At 69.5% G+C, this 15,942-nt stretch carries 11 protein-coding genes and 1 tRNA gene; 1 reads left to right on the top strand and 11 read right to left on the bottom strand.

All coding sequences use genetic code 11. The annotated features are described in order from the left end of the window. Positions 1-27: 27 nt before the first annotated feature. Positions 28-1,386, top strand: a complete 1,359-nt coding sequence (locus KI385_RS23110; protein ID WP_238574064.1) for a serine/threonine-protein kinase — start codon at positions 28-30, stop codon at positions 1,384-1,386. A 42-nt stretch (positions 1,387-1,428) separates the two neighbouring features. Here KI385_RS23110 and KI385_RS23115 read toward each other — a convergent pair whose 3' ends face one another. The 11 genes from KI385_RS23115 to dnaN form a co-directional block, all read right to left on the bottom strand. Then, positions 1,429-2,829, bottom strand: coding sequence for a hypothetical protein (locus tag KI385_RS23115; RefSeq protein ID WP_238574065.1), 1,401 nt, complete (start codon positions 2,827-2,829; stop codon positions 1,429-1,431). A gap of 11 nt (positions 2,830-2,840) precedes the next feature. Next, on the bottom strand, positions 2,841-4,769 hold the full coding sequence (locus KI385_RS23120; protein WP_238574066.1) for a vWA domain-containing protein: 1,929 nt from the start codon (positions 4,767-4,769) through the stop codon (positions 2,841-2,843). A 243-nt stretch (positions 4,770-5,012) separates the two neighbouring features. Next, positions 5,013-5,147, bottom strand: a complete 135-nt coding sequence (locus KI385_RS23125) for a DLW-39 family protein (protein WP_003958712.1) — start codon at positions 5,145-5,147, stop codon at positions 5,013-5,015. A gap of 189 nt (positions 5,148-5,336) precedes the next feature. Further along, positions 5,337-5,410: transfer RNA gene (locus tag KI385_RS23130), tRNA-Ile, on the bottom strand. A gap of 88 nt (positions 5,411-5,498) precedes the next feature. Further along, positions 5,499-6,191: a DUF3566 domain-containing protein gene (locus KI385_RS23135; RefSeq protein ID WP_238574067.1), complete on the bottom strand. Its 693-nt coding sequence runs from the start codon at positions 6,189-6,191 to the stop codon at positions 5,499-5,501. Between the two features lie 15 nt (positions 6,192-6,206). Continuing rightward, positions 6,207-8,807, bottom strand: a complete 2,601-nt coding sequence (gyrA, locus tag KI385_RS23140) for a DNA gyrase subunit A (RefSeq protein WP_238574068.1) — start codon at positions 8,805-8,807, stop codon at positions 6,207-6,209. 50 nt (positions 8,808-8,857) lie between these two features. Continuing rightward, positions 8,858-10,912 carry a DNA topoisomerase (ATP-hydrolyzing) subunit B gene (gene gyrB, locus KI385_RS23145; protein ID WP_281066892.1) on the bottom strand — a complete coding sequence of 685 codons (2,055 nt, stop codon included), beginning with the start codon at positions 10,910-10,912 and terminating at the stop codon, positions 8,858-8,860. A gap of 298 nt (positions 10,913-11,210) precedes the next feature. Then, a complete protein-coding gene (locus KI385_RS23150; protein WP_238574069.1) occupies positions 11,211-11,744 on the bottom strand; it encodes a DciA family protein in 534 nt (177 codons plus the stop codon). Then, positions 11,741-12,877 carry a DNA replication/repair protein RecF gene (gene recF / locus KI385_RS23155; RefSeq protein ID WP_238574070.1) on the bottom strand — a complete coding sequence of 379 codons (1,137 nt, stop codon included), beginning with the start codon at positions 12,875-12,877 and terminating at the stop codon, positions 11,741-11,743. The genes KI385_RS23150 and recF overlap by 4 nt, the downstream gene beginning before the upstream one ends. A gap of 51 nt (positions 12,878-12,928) precedes the next feature. Then, positions 12,929-13,807 (bottom strand): phosphogluconate dehydrogenase (NAD(+)-dependent, decarboxylating), encoded by an 879-nt coding sequence (gene gnd, locus KI385_RS23160; RefSeq protein WP_238574071.1) that lies wholly within the window; start codon positions 13,805-13,807, stop codon positions 12,929-12,931. Between the two features lie 149 nt (positions 13,808-13,956). After that, positions 13,957-15,087, bottom strand: coding sequence for a DNA polymerase III subunit beta (gene dnaN / locus KI385_RS23165; RefSeq protein ID WP_238574072.1), 1,131 nt, complete (start codon positions 15,085-15,087; stop codon positions 13,957-13,959). Between the last annotated feature and the right edge of the window lie 855 nt (positions 15,088-15,942).

Below are 15,942 nucleotides of genomic sequence, written 5' to 3' on the forward strand. Positions count from 1 at the left end.
GCGAGTTCAGAAAGCGGACGGGGCGCAATGGGTGAGATCTTCGCCGGTCGGTACGAGCTGATCGACCCGATCGGACGGGGCGGTGTGGGCGCGGTCTGGCGCGCCTGGGACCACCGGCGCCGCCGCTATGTCGCGGCCAAAGTGCTGCAACAGAGCGATGCGCACACACTGCTGCGCTTCGTCCGCGAACAGGCACTGCGGATCGACCACCCGCATGTGCTGGCCCCGGCGAGCTGGGCGGCGGACGACGACAAGGTGCTGTTCACCATGGATCTGGTGAACGGCGGCTCGCTGGCTCATCTGACCGGCGATTACGGCCCGCTGCCGCCGCGGTTCGTGTGCACCCTGCTGGACCAGCTGCTGGCCGGGCTGACCGCGGTGCACGCCGAGGGTGTGGTGCACCGCGACATCAAGCCGGCGAACATCCTGCTGGAGGCCACCGGCACCGGCCGGCCGCATCTTCGGCTGTCGGACTTCGGTATCGCGATGCGCAAGGGTGAGCCGCGGCTCACCGAGACCAACTATGTGGTGGGCACGCCCGGTTACTTCGCGCCCGAGCAGATGCTGGGCGCCGAACCGGACTTCCCCGCCGACCTGTTCGCGGTCGGCCTGGTCGCGCTCTACCTGATCACCGGCACCAAGCCGGACGCCGAGGCGCTGATCCGGCACTTCGCGCAGCACGGCATCCCGAACGCGCCCGAGGGCGTGCCGGAGCCGCTGTGGCAGGTGCTGGCCTCCTTGGTGCACCCCGATCCGGATTCCCGCTTCAAGACGGCCACCGGGGCGCGCAAGGCGATTCTGTCGGCGGTCGAGATGCTGCCGGAGGCGACGATCGAGGAAGAGATCGTCGAGGTCTTCGACCACATAGGGCCGCTGCCCGCCGGGTTCGGGCCGGACGGCCCGCTGCGGACCGGGGAGGCCGACGCCGGGCCCGTGACGGGCGGCACGACGGCAGGCACCGCGGTCACCGGGCACGGCTCCATGTCGGACACCGGCAGCTTCCAGCTCGCGCCGCCGGAGCCGAGCACCCCGCCGACGCCCACCCCGACACCGACGCCGATGACGGGCGGAGTGCCCACGGGCCACGGCGGCCCCACCGGCCCGTCCACACCGTCCGGCCGGCCCTCGGCGCCGCCTCCGCCCCCGGCGCCCGGGTACGAGCCCACGGCCGCCGTCCACCCGGAGCAGTCCGCGACCCGCCCCTACACGGCCGGGCCGCACCCGATCCCCGGGCAGCCGCCGGTCGGCTCCGCCGTCGCCGCCCCGGCCGCGGCGCATCCCGCCCCGTACAGGAAGCCGGGACCGCCCCCGAAGGTCGCGGTCCCGGTGCTGATCGTGGCGTTGCTGTGCATCGCGGTCGGCGTCTGGGCGCTGGTCTCCGCCTGAGGCGCCACCGCGGGCCGGTGCGGAACCGGCCCAGGCCGCCCGCTACCAGCCCGGTGGCGGCCCGAACTGCTGGTTCTGCTGCCCCTGTTGCACCGACCGGGTCGGGTCGGTCGGCAGCACGGGCCGAGCGCCCGGACCACCGGACGCGCCGGGTCCGACCGCCCCGCGCGGCGCACCGGCCGCCGATCGCCGCGCCACCAGCGTCCATGCCCCCAGCCCCGCCAGCAGCACCACACCCGTGCCGATCCCGGCGTAGGCCACCGTCATCAGGGTGCCGCTCTTGGCCGCCTCCTGTGCGGTCTGGCCCTTGCGTGCCATCTCCCGGTCCTCGGGCGTGATGGAGAAGTCGCTGGTCGGCTTGGTGTAGCCGGGGCCGGCCTTGGGGTTGCCCCGGACGTCCACCCGCAGGGTGAGGTCCGTGCCCTGGGGGAAGTACTGCGCGGCATCGGCGTGCAGGGAGACCTCGATGTAGTACCAGCCCGCGAACCGCATCGCGCTGACCGAGCCGGTCGGGTTGAAGCGGTTGCCGTAGTCGACCGGCGCGGTGAACGCCCTGGCGGCGGCCGGCTTCCCGAGGTACGAGACGAAGTTGGCGTCGCCGACCGCGCCACGCGCCGGGTTGTAGACGCTCAGCCCGAGCGCCCTGGCGACGAAGTCGGTGGCTCCGGACGAGGCGTTCGGCAGCTCCGCGCTCAGGTTGAGCCGCTGCCCCCAGTCCACCGGTACGCGATAGAAGCGGGTCTCGCCCGGCCTGATCCGGTCCTTCCAGACCCCGAAGGCGACCGAGCCGGCGTCGTTGAAGCCCGTGCCGCCCCTGGCGGTGCGCTTGGTGGGGTCCGTGGGTGGAGCGGGCGTCGCGGTACTCCAGGTGCCGTCGCCCGGCTGGGCGGGGGTGTTGCCCTTGAGCGGGGGCTCGTTGAGGAAGTCCAGCTCGATCGGCCAGGCGTCGGGGCCGGAGGTTTCCGAGCCCTGACGGCCGATCACCACGTAGTACGGGCCGGCCTTCTGGCACTCCGTGCGGTCGGCGCCGATGCGGCGGGTGGCGTAGTCGGCGATCGGATACGCCATGCCGCCGCCCCGGAAGGACGGCGTCGCCTCCGCGCCGCAGGTGTTGCCGCTGCTGTCCTCGACGTTGAGGGTGAGCTTGTCGCCGTACTCCTCGACCTTGGTGCCGGGCTTGGGCGCGGCGACCGCCGAGAAGTATGCGCTGCTGCTGGCGTCCAGGGTGACCGCGTAGTACTTCTGCTCGCCGCGCTTGATGGAGTCGGTGTGCAGTCCGGGCTTGAGCTGCGGTGCGCGCGCGGCGCTGGTGGTGCCGTTGATCGTCGTGGCGCCGTCCGCCGTCCGGTAGCCGGGGAGGCCGTCGGCCGAGGCCACGCCCACCGTTCCCGGCAGGATCGTCACCGCCGCGAGCGCCGCCAGCACCGCGGTCCCTCTGTTCATCGTGCGCCCCGTCACCACGAGCCACCCCTCATCGGATCCGAATTCCCGCCGCCGGCCCGCGGCGTCCTGCGCGCGCGTACGTAGGCCGCGGCGAGACCGGCCAGCAGCAGTACGCCCACTCCGCCGACGGCGACCGCCACCACGCGGCCTGTGGACCATCCTCCACCGCCGTCCTGCGTGCCGTCTGCCGAGGGACCCGAATCGCCTTGGGGCGCCCCGGCCTTGGCCACGGTCGCCCCGGCCTGCGGACCGGACTTCTCCTTGCCCAGCACCGCGACCCGCAGCACCACACCGATCTGCGGATTCTCCGCGATCTCGGAGGCCCGGGCGCCCAGCGTCACCGCGATGTAGAAGTCGCCGTTGCGGTGCACGGGGATGACATTGGGGTGCGTCTCATAGCGGTTGGTCCAGGCGACCGGGACCGTCCCCATGCTGAGCGATGCCAGGCGCCCGTTGTAGGTCACGTGTGGGCTGAACTCGCCGGTTCCGCTGCCGACCGGCGCACGGAACGGTGTGTAGACCTGGGTGCCGCCGTAGGACGTGTGCGCGCTGGGGCCCTTGACCGTCGGCTCGTTGGCGAACTCCACGTCGTACCTCAGCTGCTGCCCCCAGCCGACCGGCACCTTGTACCAAAGGGTCTGCGCCGGCAGCACCTTGTCCCGCCAGACGCCCGGGTGCAGCGTGCGGGCGTCATTGAAGCCGGTGCCGCCGGTGACGTCCTTGGGGGCGGTGGACGGCAGCGTGGCGTCCTTGCCGCCCGCGCCGTACTCCGGCTCCGACTGTGCGGGCGTGACGCCCTTCTTCAGCGGATGTTCCACGTGAAACGTCAGCTCCACCGGCCAGCGTGCGCCGTCCGAGCCCTTGGCGGCCTTGCGCTCGACGACCAGCCAGTACCGCCCTGCCTTGTCGCAGCCGCCGGTCCCGCTCTGCGAGGGGACACGGCTGACGCCCGAGGTCAGCGGCGTGGCGCCCTCGTGCTGTCCGAACAGCTGGGTGGTGGAGTCACAGGCGCTGTCGGTGCCGTATGCGATCCGGGTGCGCAGCGCGTCGAGGGAGTCGACGGCCGCGCCGGGCTGAGGCACCACGGTCGCCGAGAAGTCGGCCGTCGACGCGGCGTCCAGGTCGGTGGCGTAATAGCGCTCTTCGTTGGGCCCGATGGAGTCCAGGTACTGCCCGGGAACGATGCCGGGCGCGCCGCTCCTGGTCGCCGTGCCGCGGACCTGCTTGCCCTTGAACCGGTAGCCGTCCACGGAGAGTTGGCCGGCTCGCTGGAGCTGGCGGGCGAGCGCCTTGGCGTCGGGTGCGTCGTAGTACCGCCCGTTGCCGGCCTTGGCGATGCACTCCAGTTGCGCACGGGCCTTGCCCGCCACCTGGAAGCCGATGGCGTCGATGTGCAGATCGACGCCGGACGCGGAGAGTTGGGCGGCCACCTTGCAGGGCGGCGGCGCCTGGCAGTTGTCCTCGCCATCGGATATCAGCAGGATCGTGCGCCTGCCGAGCGATCCGCCGGCGGGCCGCGGAAGGTCGCCGACGGCCTTGCGCAGGGAGAGCCCGATAGGGGTGTCGCCCTTGGGCTCGACGCGCGCGACGGCCCGCTTGATGCCCGCCCGGTCGAGGGCGGCCACCGGCTGCGCGAGCCGGGTGTCGTCGCAGCCCTTGGGTTTGGCGGCACCGTAGACCCGCAGCCCGGTCGGGTAGCCGTCGGGCAGTGCGTCGACGACCGTGCCGACGGCCTTACGGGCGGCGGCGATGCGGGTACTGCCGGAGCCGTCGTCCTCGGCCATCGAGCCGGAGGAGTCGAGCACCATCACCATGCCGGTGCCGTCGGCGGCCGGCGTGCGGGCGGGTGTGGCCGCGGTGGCCGGAAGTGGTGCGGCGGTCAGGGCCAGCAACAGCCCGCCGAGCAACGCCACCGCCCCTCTGCGTCGTCGGTGTGCCATGTTCTGCTCCCCCTTGTGCCCTGCTGGTCACATCACAGACAGAAACTTTGCTACTGCAAGCTAATGGTGTGCTATAGCAAACTCAAGGGGATCGCCGTCACGGTCCTGCAACGACAATCAGCCACTGCGACCCGACCCCCGACTCCTCCACCGCCGGCCGCCCCGCCCGCCCCAGGACGTACGAAACCCCGACCGCCCAGGGGCAATCGGGGTCCATACGAACGTGCTGTGCGTTTTTGGGTCTCAGACACCCGAACCTGCGGGCACGGAGTCGGTCGCCTCCGTCCACAGATCCTGCTCGGCGCGATCCGCCTGGATCTGGCGGTACACGAGGAGCCCGCCGATGGCGGCCAGTGCGACCAGGAGAAGCTTCTTCACCGCGCGACCTCGTCTTTCGTTGACGTAGGGGACCTATGTCGGCCGATGATACACACCGGCCGATACCGATCGGTTACCTAGCCCGCAGTCGGCAACACCTCGTCCGCGGCACCCGCCGCGAGCCAACTTCCGCCCGCACACAACAAATCGGCCCGGCCGGAGAAATCTCCGGCCGGGCCGACTGTGCGGTGCGGCTACCAGGACTTGAACCTGGGGCCTCTTCCTTATCAGGGAAGCGCTCTAACCGTCTGAGCTATAGCCGCGCGCTCGCTGCAACGAAAGATTAGCGCACTTCAGAGTCGTTCCCAAAATCGGTTCCGCAGACCGCCCGAACGCCCTCCGACCAGGGGCTCACTCGTCTTCGGCGAGAGTGAGCTCCACGCCGCCGACGAAGCCGGCCGACAGGTTGTAGATGAAGGCGCCGAGCGTGGCCAGCGCGGTCGCCAGCACCACGTCGATCACCGCGACGATCGAGGTGAACAGCAGCACCCGCGGCAGCGACAGGAACGACTGCAGATCGAAGCCGGCGCCGTCGCTGGAGCCCGTCGCCTCGCTGATCGTGCCGCCGACCGTGGAGAAGACGCCCATCGCGTTCATGACCATCCACAGCACCGCGACGGCCACGACCGTGCAGATGCCCAGCGCGATGGAGAGCAGAAAACTGACCTTCATCACCGACCACGGATCGGCGCGCGACACCCGCAGCCGGGCCTTGCGCGTCCGCGGGGCCGTACGCGCGCCCGTACGCGGCCGGCGCACCGCCTGCCCGCCGCTCTGCCCGCCGCCGGTGGGATACGCCTGAGGCGGCTCGTAGGGCTGCTGCCGGGCGCCCTGAGCCTGCTGGGCCTGCCCCTGAGATTGTGGCTGTGGTTGCGGCTGACGGGTGTCTGTCACGGTTCCCCCCTGGTGCGAGCCCTCGTCTTGGGGGCCGGTGTCAGAAACGGCGGAGCCACGGGCGCTGTCTTCCGTCACGGTTGCGGGTCCGGACGGGGAGCCCTTCTTGGCTCCCGATCCACCCGCCGCAGCGCCCGTGGCTCCACTCACGACCTACTCCTCGTGCTACTCCGCCGCGGACTCGGTTCCCTCGGCCGCTTCGGTCTCCTCGGGCGCCTCGCCCCCGTCGACCTCTTCGGCTTCCCGGCCGGCCTCGGCGTTCCGTGCGATGCCGACGACGGCATCACGCTTGCCCAGGTTGATCAGCTGAACGCCCATGGTGTCACGGCCGGTCTCACGGACCTCGTTGACCCGCGTACGAATCACGCCACCGCCGAGTGTGATCGCGAGGATCTCATCGGTCTCCTCGACGACCAGCGCCCCGACCAGGGAACCCCGGTCCTCCACGATCTTGGCGGCCTTGATTCCCAGGCCGCCGCGGCCCTGGACGCGGTACTCGTCGACCGCGGTGCGCTTGGCGTACCCGCCGTCGGTGGCGGTGAAGACGTACGTGTTGGCGCGGACCACGTTCATCGAGAGCAGCTCATCGCCCTCGCGGAAGCTCATGCCCTTCACACCGGAGGTGGCCCGGCCCATCGGGCGCAGCGCCTCGTCGGTCGCCGTGAAGCGGATCGACTGGGCCTTCTTGCTGATCAGGAGCAGATCGTCGGTCTCCGACACCAGCTCCGCGCCGATCAGCTCGTCGTCGGTGCCGTCCTCCTGCTCGCGCAGGTTGATCGCGATCACACCGCCGGAGCGGGGCGAGTCGTAGTCCTTGAGCGGCGTCTTCTTCACCAGACCGGCCTTGGTGGCGAGCACCAGATACGGCGCGGCCTCGTAGTCGCGGATCGCCAGGATCTGCGCGATCTGCTCGTCCGGCTGGAAGGCGAGGAGGTTGGCCACGTGCTGGCCGCGCGCGTCGCGCCCCGCGTCGGGGAGTTCGTAGGCCTTGGCGCGGTAGACCCGGCCCTTGTTCGTGAAGAACAGCAGCCAGTGGTGGGTGGTGGAGACGAAGAAGTGGTCGACGATGTCGTCTTCCTTGAGCTTCGTGCCCCGGACGCCCTTGCCGCCACGCTTCTGCGAGCGGTAGTCGTCGGTCTTGGTCCGCTTCACATAGCCGCCACGGGAGATCGTGACGACGATGTCCTCCTCGGCGATCAGGTCCTCGATGGACATGTCGCCCTCGAAGGGCACCAGCTTGGAGCGCCGGTCGTCGCCGAACTTCTCGACGATCGCGGCGAGTTCCTCGCTGATGATCTGGCGCTGGCGCTCCGGGGAGGCCAGGATCGCGTTGTATTCGCTGATCTTGCGCTGCAGCTCGTCGTGCTCGGCGGTGATCTTCTGGCGCTCCAGGGCGGCCAGCCGGCGCAGCTGCATCTCCAGGATCGCGTTCGCCTGGATCTCGTCGATGGTCAGCAGGCCCATCAGACCCTCGCGCGCCACCTCGACGGTCTCACTGCGCCGGATCAGCGCGATGACCTCGTCGATGGCGTCCAGCGCCTTGAGCAGACCGCGCAGGATGTGCGCCCGCTCCTCGGCCTTGCGCAGCCGGAACTTCGTACGGCGGACGATGACCTCGACCTGGTGGGTCACCCAGTTGCGGATGAACGCGTCCAGCGAGAGCGTGCGCGGCACCCCGTCGACCAGCGCGAGCATGTTCGCACCGAAGTTGGTCTGCAGATCGGTGTGCTTGTAGAGGTTGTTGAGGACGACCTTGGCGACCGCGTCCCGCTTGAGGACGATGACCAGGCGCTGGCCCGTACGCGAGGAGGTCTCGTCGCGGACGTCCGCGATGCCGCCGACCTTGCCGTCCTTCACCAGGTCGGCGATCTTCTGCGCGAGGTTGTCCGGGTTGACCTGGTAGGGCAGCTCGGTGACCACCAGGCACTGGCGGTTCTGGATCTCCTCGACGGCCACCACCGCGCGCATCGTGATCGAGCCACGGCCGGTGCGGTAGGCCTCCTCGATGCCCTTGCGGCCCACCACCAGCGCGCCGGTGGGGAAGTCCGGGCCCTTGATGCGCTCGATCAGCGCGTCCAGCAGCTCCTCGTGGGAGGCCTCCGGGTGCTCCAGCGCCCACTGGGCGCCGGCGGCGACCTCGCGCAGGTTGTGCGGCGGGATGTTGGTGGCCATACCGACCGCGATACCGGCCGAGCCGTTGATCAGGAGGTTGGGGAAGCGGGACGGCAGGACCGTCGGCTCCTGGTTACGGCCGTCGTAGTTGTCCTGGAAGTCGACGGTCTCCTCGTCGATGTCCCGGAGCATCTCCATGGACAGCGACTTCATCTTGCACTCGGTGTACCGCATGGCCGCGGCCGGGTCGTTGCCCGGAGAGCCGAAGTTGCCGTTGGAGTCGACCAGCGGCATCCGCATCGACCACGGCTGCGCGAGACGGACCAGCGCGTCGTAGATCGAGGAGTCGCCGTGCGGGTGGTACGTACCCATGACGTCGCCGACGACGCGGGCGCACTTGTAGAAGCCCTTCTCGGGGCGGTAGCCGCCGTCGTACATCGCGTACAGCACCCGGCGGTGGACGGGCTTGAGGCCGTCCCGTACGTCCGGCAGCGCACGCGAGACGATGACGGACATCGCGTAGTCGAGGTAGGAGCGCTGCATCTCCGTTTCGAGCCCGACGGGCTCGACGCGCATACCGACGCCTTCGATGGTGGCGGGCGCGCCCTCGGCGGTCACGCCGTCCGGGGTCACAGGGGGGTTCTCGTCGGCCATGGTGGTTCAAAATCCTTTCGAGCTGCGGCTGTTGTTCGGGCCGACAGGGCTCAGATGTCGAGGAAGCGGACGTCCTTGGCGTTGCGCTGGATGAACGAGCGGCGTGCCTCGACGTCCTCGCCCATCAGCACGGAGAACAGGTCGTCCGCGCGGGCCGCGTCGTCCAGCGAGACCTGGCCGAGGACACGGTGGTCGATGTCCATGGTCGTCACCCGCAGCTCCTCGGCGTTCATCTCGCCGAGACCCTTGAACCGCTGGATCGAGTCCTCGCGGATCCGCTTGCCGTTCTGCTTGCCGAGCTCGATCAGCGCGTCCCGCTCCCGGTCGGAGTAGGCGTACTCGAAGTCGTCCCGGCCCCACTTGATCTTGTACAGCGGCGGGCGGGAGAGGTAGACGTGCCCGGCCTCGACCAGCGGTCGCATGAAGCGGAAGAGGAACGTGAGCAGCAGGGTGTTGATGTGCTGACCGTCGACGTCGGCGTCCGCCATCAGGATGATCTTGTGATAGCGGAGCTTCTCGATGTCGAAGTCCTCGTGCACACCCGTGCCGAACGCCGAGATCAGCGCCTGGACCTCGTTGTTCTGCAGGATCTTGTCGACCCGTGCCTTCTCGACGTTGAGGATCTTGCCGCGGATCGGCAGGATCGCCTGGTACTCCGGGTTACGGCCGGACTTGGCCGAGCCGCCGGCGGAGTCACCCTCGACGATGAAGATCTCGCACTTGGTCGGGTCGTTGGACTGGCAGTCGCTCAGCTTGCCCGGCAGCGACGCCGTCTCCAGCAGGCCCTTGCGGCGGGTCAGATCGCGCGCCTTACGGGCCGCCACGCGCGCGGTCGCCGCCTGGATGCCCTTGCGGATGATGTCCGCGGCCTCGTTGGGGTTGCGGTCCAGCCAGTCCGTGAGGTGCTCGTGGACGACCTTCTGCACAAAGGTCTTGGCCTCGGTGTTGCCCAGCTTGGTCTTGGTCTGGCCCTCGAACTGCGGCTCGCCGAGCTTGACCGAGATGATCGCCGTCAGACCCTCGCGGATGTCCTCACCCGTGAGGTTGTCGTCCTTCTCGCGCAGCAGCTTCTTGTCGCGGGCGTAACGGTTGATCAGACCCGTCAACGCCGCGCGGAAGCCCTCTTCGTGGGTACCGCCCTCATGGGTGTGGATGGTGTTCGCGAAGCTGTAGAGTCCCTCGCTGTACTGGGTGTTCCACTGCATCGCGATCTCGACCGAGAGCAGCCGCTCCTTGTCCTCGGCCTCGACGTCGATCACCGTCGGATGCACCAGCTCGCCCTTGCGGGAGTTGAGGTACTTCACGAAGTCGACGATGCCGCCCTCGTAGTGGTACCGCACCGAGAGCGGCTTGCCGTCCTCGTCCACATGGTCCTGGCGCTCGTCCGTCAGCGCGATCGTCAGACCCTTGTTGAGGAACGCCATCTCCTGGAAGCGCCGCGACAGCGTCTCGAAGCTGTACTCGGTCGTCTCGAAGATGTCGCCGTCGGCCCAGAACGTCACGGACGTGCCGGACTCCTCGGTCGCCTCGTGCTTGGCCAGCGGCGCCGTCGGCACACCGAGCTTGTACTCCTGCGTCCAGCGGTAGCCGTCGGTCTTGATCTCGACGGAGACCTTGGTCGACAGGGCGTTCACGACGGAGACACCCACGCCGTGCAGACCGCCGGAGACCGCGTAACCGCCGCCGCCGAACTTGCCGCCCGCGTGCAGGACCGTCAGCACGACCTCGACGGCCGGCTTGCCCTCGGAAGGCACGATGCCGACCGGGATGCCTCGGCCGTTGTCGACGACGCGCACACCGCCGTCGGCGAGGATCGTCACCTCGATGGTGTCCGCGTGACCGGCCATCGCCTCGTCGACGGAGTTGTCGACGACCTCTTGCACGAGGTGGTGCAGACCACGCTCGCCCGTCGAGCCGATGTACATGCCAGGGCGCTTACGGACCGCGTCCAGGCCTTCGAGGACGGTGATCGCGCTGGCGTCGTACGACTTCTCCACCGAGGAGTCGCCCATGGCGCCGGCAGGAACCCCCTCTTCAGTAGAAGCCGTGTTGTTCTCGTTGAGGTCGCCGGAGTCGGCCACGAAGCGCCCTTTCTGGCACAGCACGAGCCCTTCCGCGCCTGTGGGTATCACCCCAGGAAAGACAGGCGGGAGCGGCTGCGTCGTTCGACATGTTCCGCAAGTGGGCGGGATTGCCACCAGTCTACCGGTAGCGCTGACACTCGTGGGGGTTTGCAGGCGCCTGAGTCGTCATGTGCCGCCCTGAACTGGCGTCCGCCGACTCCCCATATCCGAGGCGGGGCCCCAGGACGCTCACACCGGCACTCAGCGCTTCCGACTGTCAACCGGCGGCTACCATGAGCGGAGTCTCATCCGCCCCACCCGTATACGCCGGTGGTACGGCTCATCCGTAGGTGTCGCCGGGGCCCTTGCTGCCCGGTGCGCGCAGCGCCCCATACCGGCGCGCGGGACCGCCCGGACCAAGCACCTTGATCATCTTTACGGTGCCGTGGCCCAGGTCCTCGTTGAGGCGCGCCACCAGCTGCGGGGCCAGCAGCCGCAGCTGCGTCGCCCACGCCGTCGAATCGCACTGCACCGTCAGCACCCGGGCGTCCTCGTCGTACTTCTGCGGCTCGCAGTGCTGCGCCACCTCGGGCCCGACCAGCTGCGGCCAGCGCCCCATCACCCCGCCGACCGCCGCCGGGGTCTCCCAGCCGCGCTCCGTGATCAGCCGGTTGATCGCTGCGCCGAGCGGCAGCGGATCGCGGCCGTCCGCCCGCGCGCCCGAGCGCAGCCCACCGCGCCGGGCCTGCTTCTTCTGCTGCGCGGCCGCGCCCCGTGCACGCGCCTGCTCCTTGGCGGCCACCAGCGCCTGACGGGCCAGATCCACACCGGAGAGCTCCGGTGTCTTGGGCCGCTCCGGCTGCGGGTCGGTCACCGTGTCACCTTCTCGACGACACCGTCGGACACCGCGTAGCGCGCCCCGACCAGCACCCCCGGCACATCGTCGTCCACCGCCGCGGTGACCAGCACCTGCTCGCCCGGGGCCACCAGCTCCGCCAGCCGCTCCCGGCGCCGCGCGTCCAGCTCGGCGAAGACATCGTCGAGGACGAGGACCGGCTCATTGCCCTCCGCGCGCAGCAGGTCGTACGACGCCAGCCGCAGCGCCAGCGCATACGACCAGGACTCGCCGTGGCTCGCATACCCCTTCGCCGGGAGCTGGCCCAGCTTCAGCACCAGATCGTCGCGGTGCGGACCGACCAGCGTCACCCCGCGCTCGATCTCTCCCTTACGGGCCTCGCCGAGCGCCGCCAGCAGTACGCCGTACAGCTCCTCGCGGGTCGAGGCGGTGGCCATCGCCTCGCCCGCGGACCCGCGGTACTCCAGCGCCAGCGGCCCGCCGCCGGGCGCCAACTGCTCATACGCCTTGTCCGCGAGCGGCTGCAGCGCGGTGATCAGATCGAGCCGCTGCGCCAGCAGCTCGGCGCCGGCGCGGGCCAGATGCTGGTCCCATACGTCGAGTGTGGACAGGTCCATCTGCCGGCCGCCGTGCCGCCGGGCCAGCGCCGCGGTTTTCAACAGGGTGTTGCGCTGCTTGAGGACCCGGTCGTAGTCCGAGCGCACCCCGGCCATCCGCGGCGAACGCGCGGTGATCAGCTCGTCGAGGAACCGCCGACGCTCCCCCGGATCACCCTTCACCAGCGCCAGATCCTCCGGCGCGAACAGCACCGTCCGCACGATCCCCAGCACATCCCGCGGCTTGACCTGCGAGGACCTGTTGATCCTGGCGCGGTTCGCCCTGCCCGGATTGAGCTCCAGCTCCACCAGCTGCCGGCGCTCGTCCTGCACGACCGCGCCCCGGATGATCGCCCGCTCGGCGCCCATCCGCACCAGCGGGGCGTCCGAGGAGACACGGTGGCTGCCGAGCGTGGCGAGATAGCCGACGGCCTCGACCAGATTGGTCTTGCCCTGCCCGTTGGGGCCCACGAAAGCCGTGACGCCCGGATCGAGCGGGACCTCGACCCGGGCGTACGAGCGGAAGTCGGCGAGCGACAGATGCGATACATGCATGGCGTGCGCCGACCTCCCCGGCTGCTGCGTGGTGTTGCGAGTTGCTGCTGGTTACTTCTTGGCCTCGACCGCGTGGCCACCGAACTGGTTGCGCAACGCGGCGATCATCTTCATCTGCGGGGAGTCGTCCTGACGGGACGCGAACCGCGCGAAGAGCGAGGCCGTGATCGCGGGCAGCGGCACGGCGTTGTCGATCGCGGCCTCGACCGTCCAGCGGCCCTCACCGGAGTCGGCGGCGACGCCGCGCAGCTTCTCGAGGTGCTCGTCGTCGTCGAGGGCGTTGACGGCCAGGTCCAGCAGCCAGGAACGGATGACCGTGCCCTCCTGCCAAGAGCGGAAGATCTCGCGTACGTCCGTGACGGAGTCGACCTTCTCCAGCAGCTCCCAGCCCTCGGCGAAGGCCTGCATCATCGCGTACTCGATGCCGTTGTGGACCATCTTCGCGAAGTGGCCGGCGCCGACCTTGCCGGCGTGCACCGAGCCGAACTCGCCCTCGGGCTTGAGGGCGTCGAAGATCGGCTGCACCTTGGCGACATCGTCCTTCTCGCCGCCGTACATCAGCGCATAGCCGTTCTCCAGGCCCCAGACACCGCCGGAGACACCGCAGTCGACGAAGCCGATGCCCTTGGCCTTCAGCTCCTCGGCGTGCTTCTCGTCGTCGGTCCAGCGGGAGTTGCCGCCGTCCACGACGATGTCGCCCGGCGAGAGCAGCTCGGCCAGCTCGTCGATCGTGGACTGGGTGGCGGCACCGGCCGGCACCATGACCCAGACCACCCGCGGACCCTTCAGCTTGTCCACAAGCTCCTGGAGGCTGTCCACATCCGCCAGGTCCGGGTTGCGGTCGTATCCGATGACGGTGTGGCCGGCGCGGCGAATGCGCTCGCGCATATTGCCGCCCATCTTGCCGAGACCGACGAGACCGAGCTCCATCAGAGACCCTCTTTGCACGTAGTCGTTGCTGTTGTACCCGAGACCGAGCCTACGCCCGCAGGTCCGTGCACACCTGTGGGCTCAGCCGCTCATCAGGGGCCCTTCAGCCGGTCGCCGCAAGGCCCGCGGCCAGGGCCACTGCCGGCCCGTCAGCCCGACAGCCGCACCGGCATGATCAGGTACTTGTACGCGTCGTCCGCCTCGGCGTCCTTGGCCGGCCGGCCGCTCAGCAGCGCGGGCTTGGTCGAGGTCGTGAAGGACAGCTGCGCCACCGGGGAGTCGATGGCCGACAGGCCCTCCAGGAGGAAGCCGGGGTTGAAGGCGATCGAGATGTCGTCGCCGTCCAGGTCGGCGTCGACCCTCTCCACAGCCTGTGCATCGTCGCTGGAGCCGGCCTCCAGGATCAGCACACCCTGCTCGAAGCTCAGCCGGACCGGGGTGTTCCGCTCGGCCACCAGCGCCACACGCTTGACGGCCTCGACGAACGGGGCGGTCTCGATCACGGCGACCGAATTGAACTCGGTCGGGAAGAGCGTGCGGTACTTGGGCAGGTCGCCCTCCAGCAGACGGGTCGTCGTCCGCCGGCCGGCCCCCTCGAAGCCGATCAGGCCCTCGCCCTGGCCGGAGCCGGACAGCGCGATGGTGACGGTGTCACCGCTGCTCAGCGACTTGGCGGTGTCCAGCAGCGTCTTGGCGGGGACCAGCGCGACCGCGGAGGCGTCCGGGCTCTCCGGCTTCCACAGGAACTCGCGCACCGCGAAGCGGTAGCGGTCGGTGGAGGCCAGGGTGACGGTGTCGCCCTCGATCTCGATCCGTACGCCGGTGAGCACCGGAAGGGTGTCGTCACGGCCGGCGGCGATGGCGACCTGGGCGGCGGCCGCGGCGAAGACCTCACCGGGGACGGTGCCGGTGGCGGTGGGCATCGTCGGCAGGGACGGGTACTCCTCCACAGGAAGGGTGTGGAGGGTGAACCGGGAGGAGCCGCAGACGACGGTCACTCGTACACCGTCGGTGGAAATCTCCACCGGGCGGTTGGGGAGCGCACGGCAGATGTCGGCGAGCAGCCGGCCGGAGACGAGGACGGTGCCCTCCTCCTCCACCTCCGCTTCCACCGAGACCCGCGCCGAGACCTCGTAGTCGAAGCCGGAAAGGCTCAGTGCGCCGTCCTCGGCCTTCAGCAGCAGGCCCGCGAGGACGGGCACCGGCGGACGGGCCGGGAGGCTCTTGGCCGCCCAGGCCACTGCCTCCGCGAGTACATCGCGCTCCACCCGGATCTTCACCGGAAACCGCCTCCTGCTGTTGCTGGCTCTCGCCCTGCTGGCTTTCGTCGTCGGCTGAGTTGCCGGAGACCAGTCTGACGTACGCCACCGACAGTCGGTGCGGCTCGGGGTCAAGTCGACTCGACCGGTGTCGGACGCCCGGCGGCCAACTTGTGCACAGGCCCCGTTTCCGAACGAGTTCCCCGGTAGATATCCGTGGTCGTAGTAGTAGGGGCTGTGGAAACCGTGGACAACTGCTTTTGCGCAGGTCAACACGGATTTTTTGTCCACCGACCCTGTGGGTGGCGGCCGTGGAAAAACCGGTGGTTCTGTGGACCGCCGGAAGTTCTGCACACCCGATGCACAGGGGAGGGGTACTTCTCCCCAGTGCCATCCCCAGCTTTACCCACGTTCCCCACAGCCCAACCAACCACCTTGGTGTGACGGCTTTCACTCGGCCCGGTGAGGGCGGGTGTTGCGTTGCCGAACAGTGGACAGGGGTGTGGAGAAGCTGGGGACAACGGCGGCTCACCTGTGGGCGGCCGGTGGACAAGACATCCACCCCCCTGTGGACGAATTCTCTGTCCACAACCTGTGGAGAGCGGTTGGCCACAAATCCACACGCGGCTGACCTCCCCCGATGCCCCGTCAGAACACCGGCCTGTGGATCCCACAGGGATAACTTTCCTCTCCCCAGGGTGTGGACGGAAGATTCTTGCCCAATCTGTGGAGAGAGGCCGTGACCTGGCACGGAATCGAACACAGCCCGCGCGCTCCACAGGTTTGGGAGGACGGCGGAGGGGCCATGGGCGGCTTCTCCAGGCGTCCCCGTACGACGAAGGGCGCTCCGGGAGCGGGTCCCGGAGCGCCCCTGGG

The sequence above is a fragment of the Streptomyces inhibens genome, assembly GCF_022221585.1.
GTDB lineage: Bacteria > Actinomycetota > Actinomycetes > Streptomycetales > Streptomycetaceae > Streptomyces > Streptomyces inhibens.

What these genes read in the sequence shown, in the direction of transcription:
- gnd (WP_238574071.1), bottom strand. Translation starts at nt 13,807, where the DNA reads ATGGAGCTCGGTCTCGTCGGTCTCGGCAAGATGGGCGGCAATATGCGC.
- KI385_RS23110 (WP_238574064.1), top strand. Translation starts at nt 28, where the DNA reads ATGGGTGAGATCTTCGCCGGTCGGTACGAGCTGATCGACCCGATCGGA.
- KI385_RS23120 (WP_238574066.1), bottom strand. Translation starts at nt 4,769, where the DNA reads ATGGCACACCGACGACGCAGAGGGGCGGTGGCGTTGCTCGGCGGGCTG.
- gyrA (WP_238574068.1), bottom strand. Translation starts at nt 8,807, where the DNA reads ATGGCCGACGAGAACCCCCCTGTGACCCCGGACGGCGTGACCGCCGAG.
- recF (WP_238574070.1), bottom strand. Translation starts at nt 12,877, where the DNA reads ATGCATGTATCGCATCTGTCGCTCGCCGACTTCCGCTCGTACGCCCGG.
- KI385_RS23115 (WP_238574065.1), bottom strand. Translation starts at nt 2,829, where the DNA reads ATGAACAGAGGGACCGCGGTGCTGGCGGCGCTCGCGGCGGTGACGATC.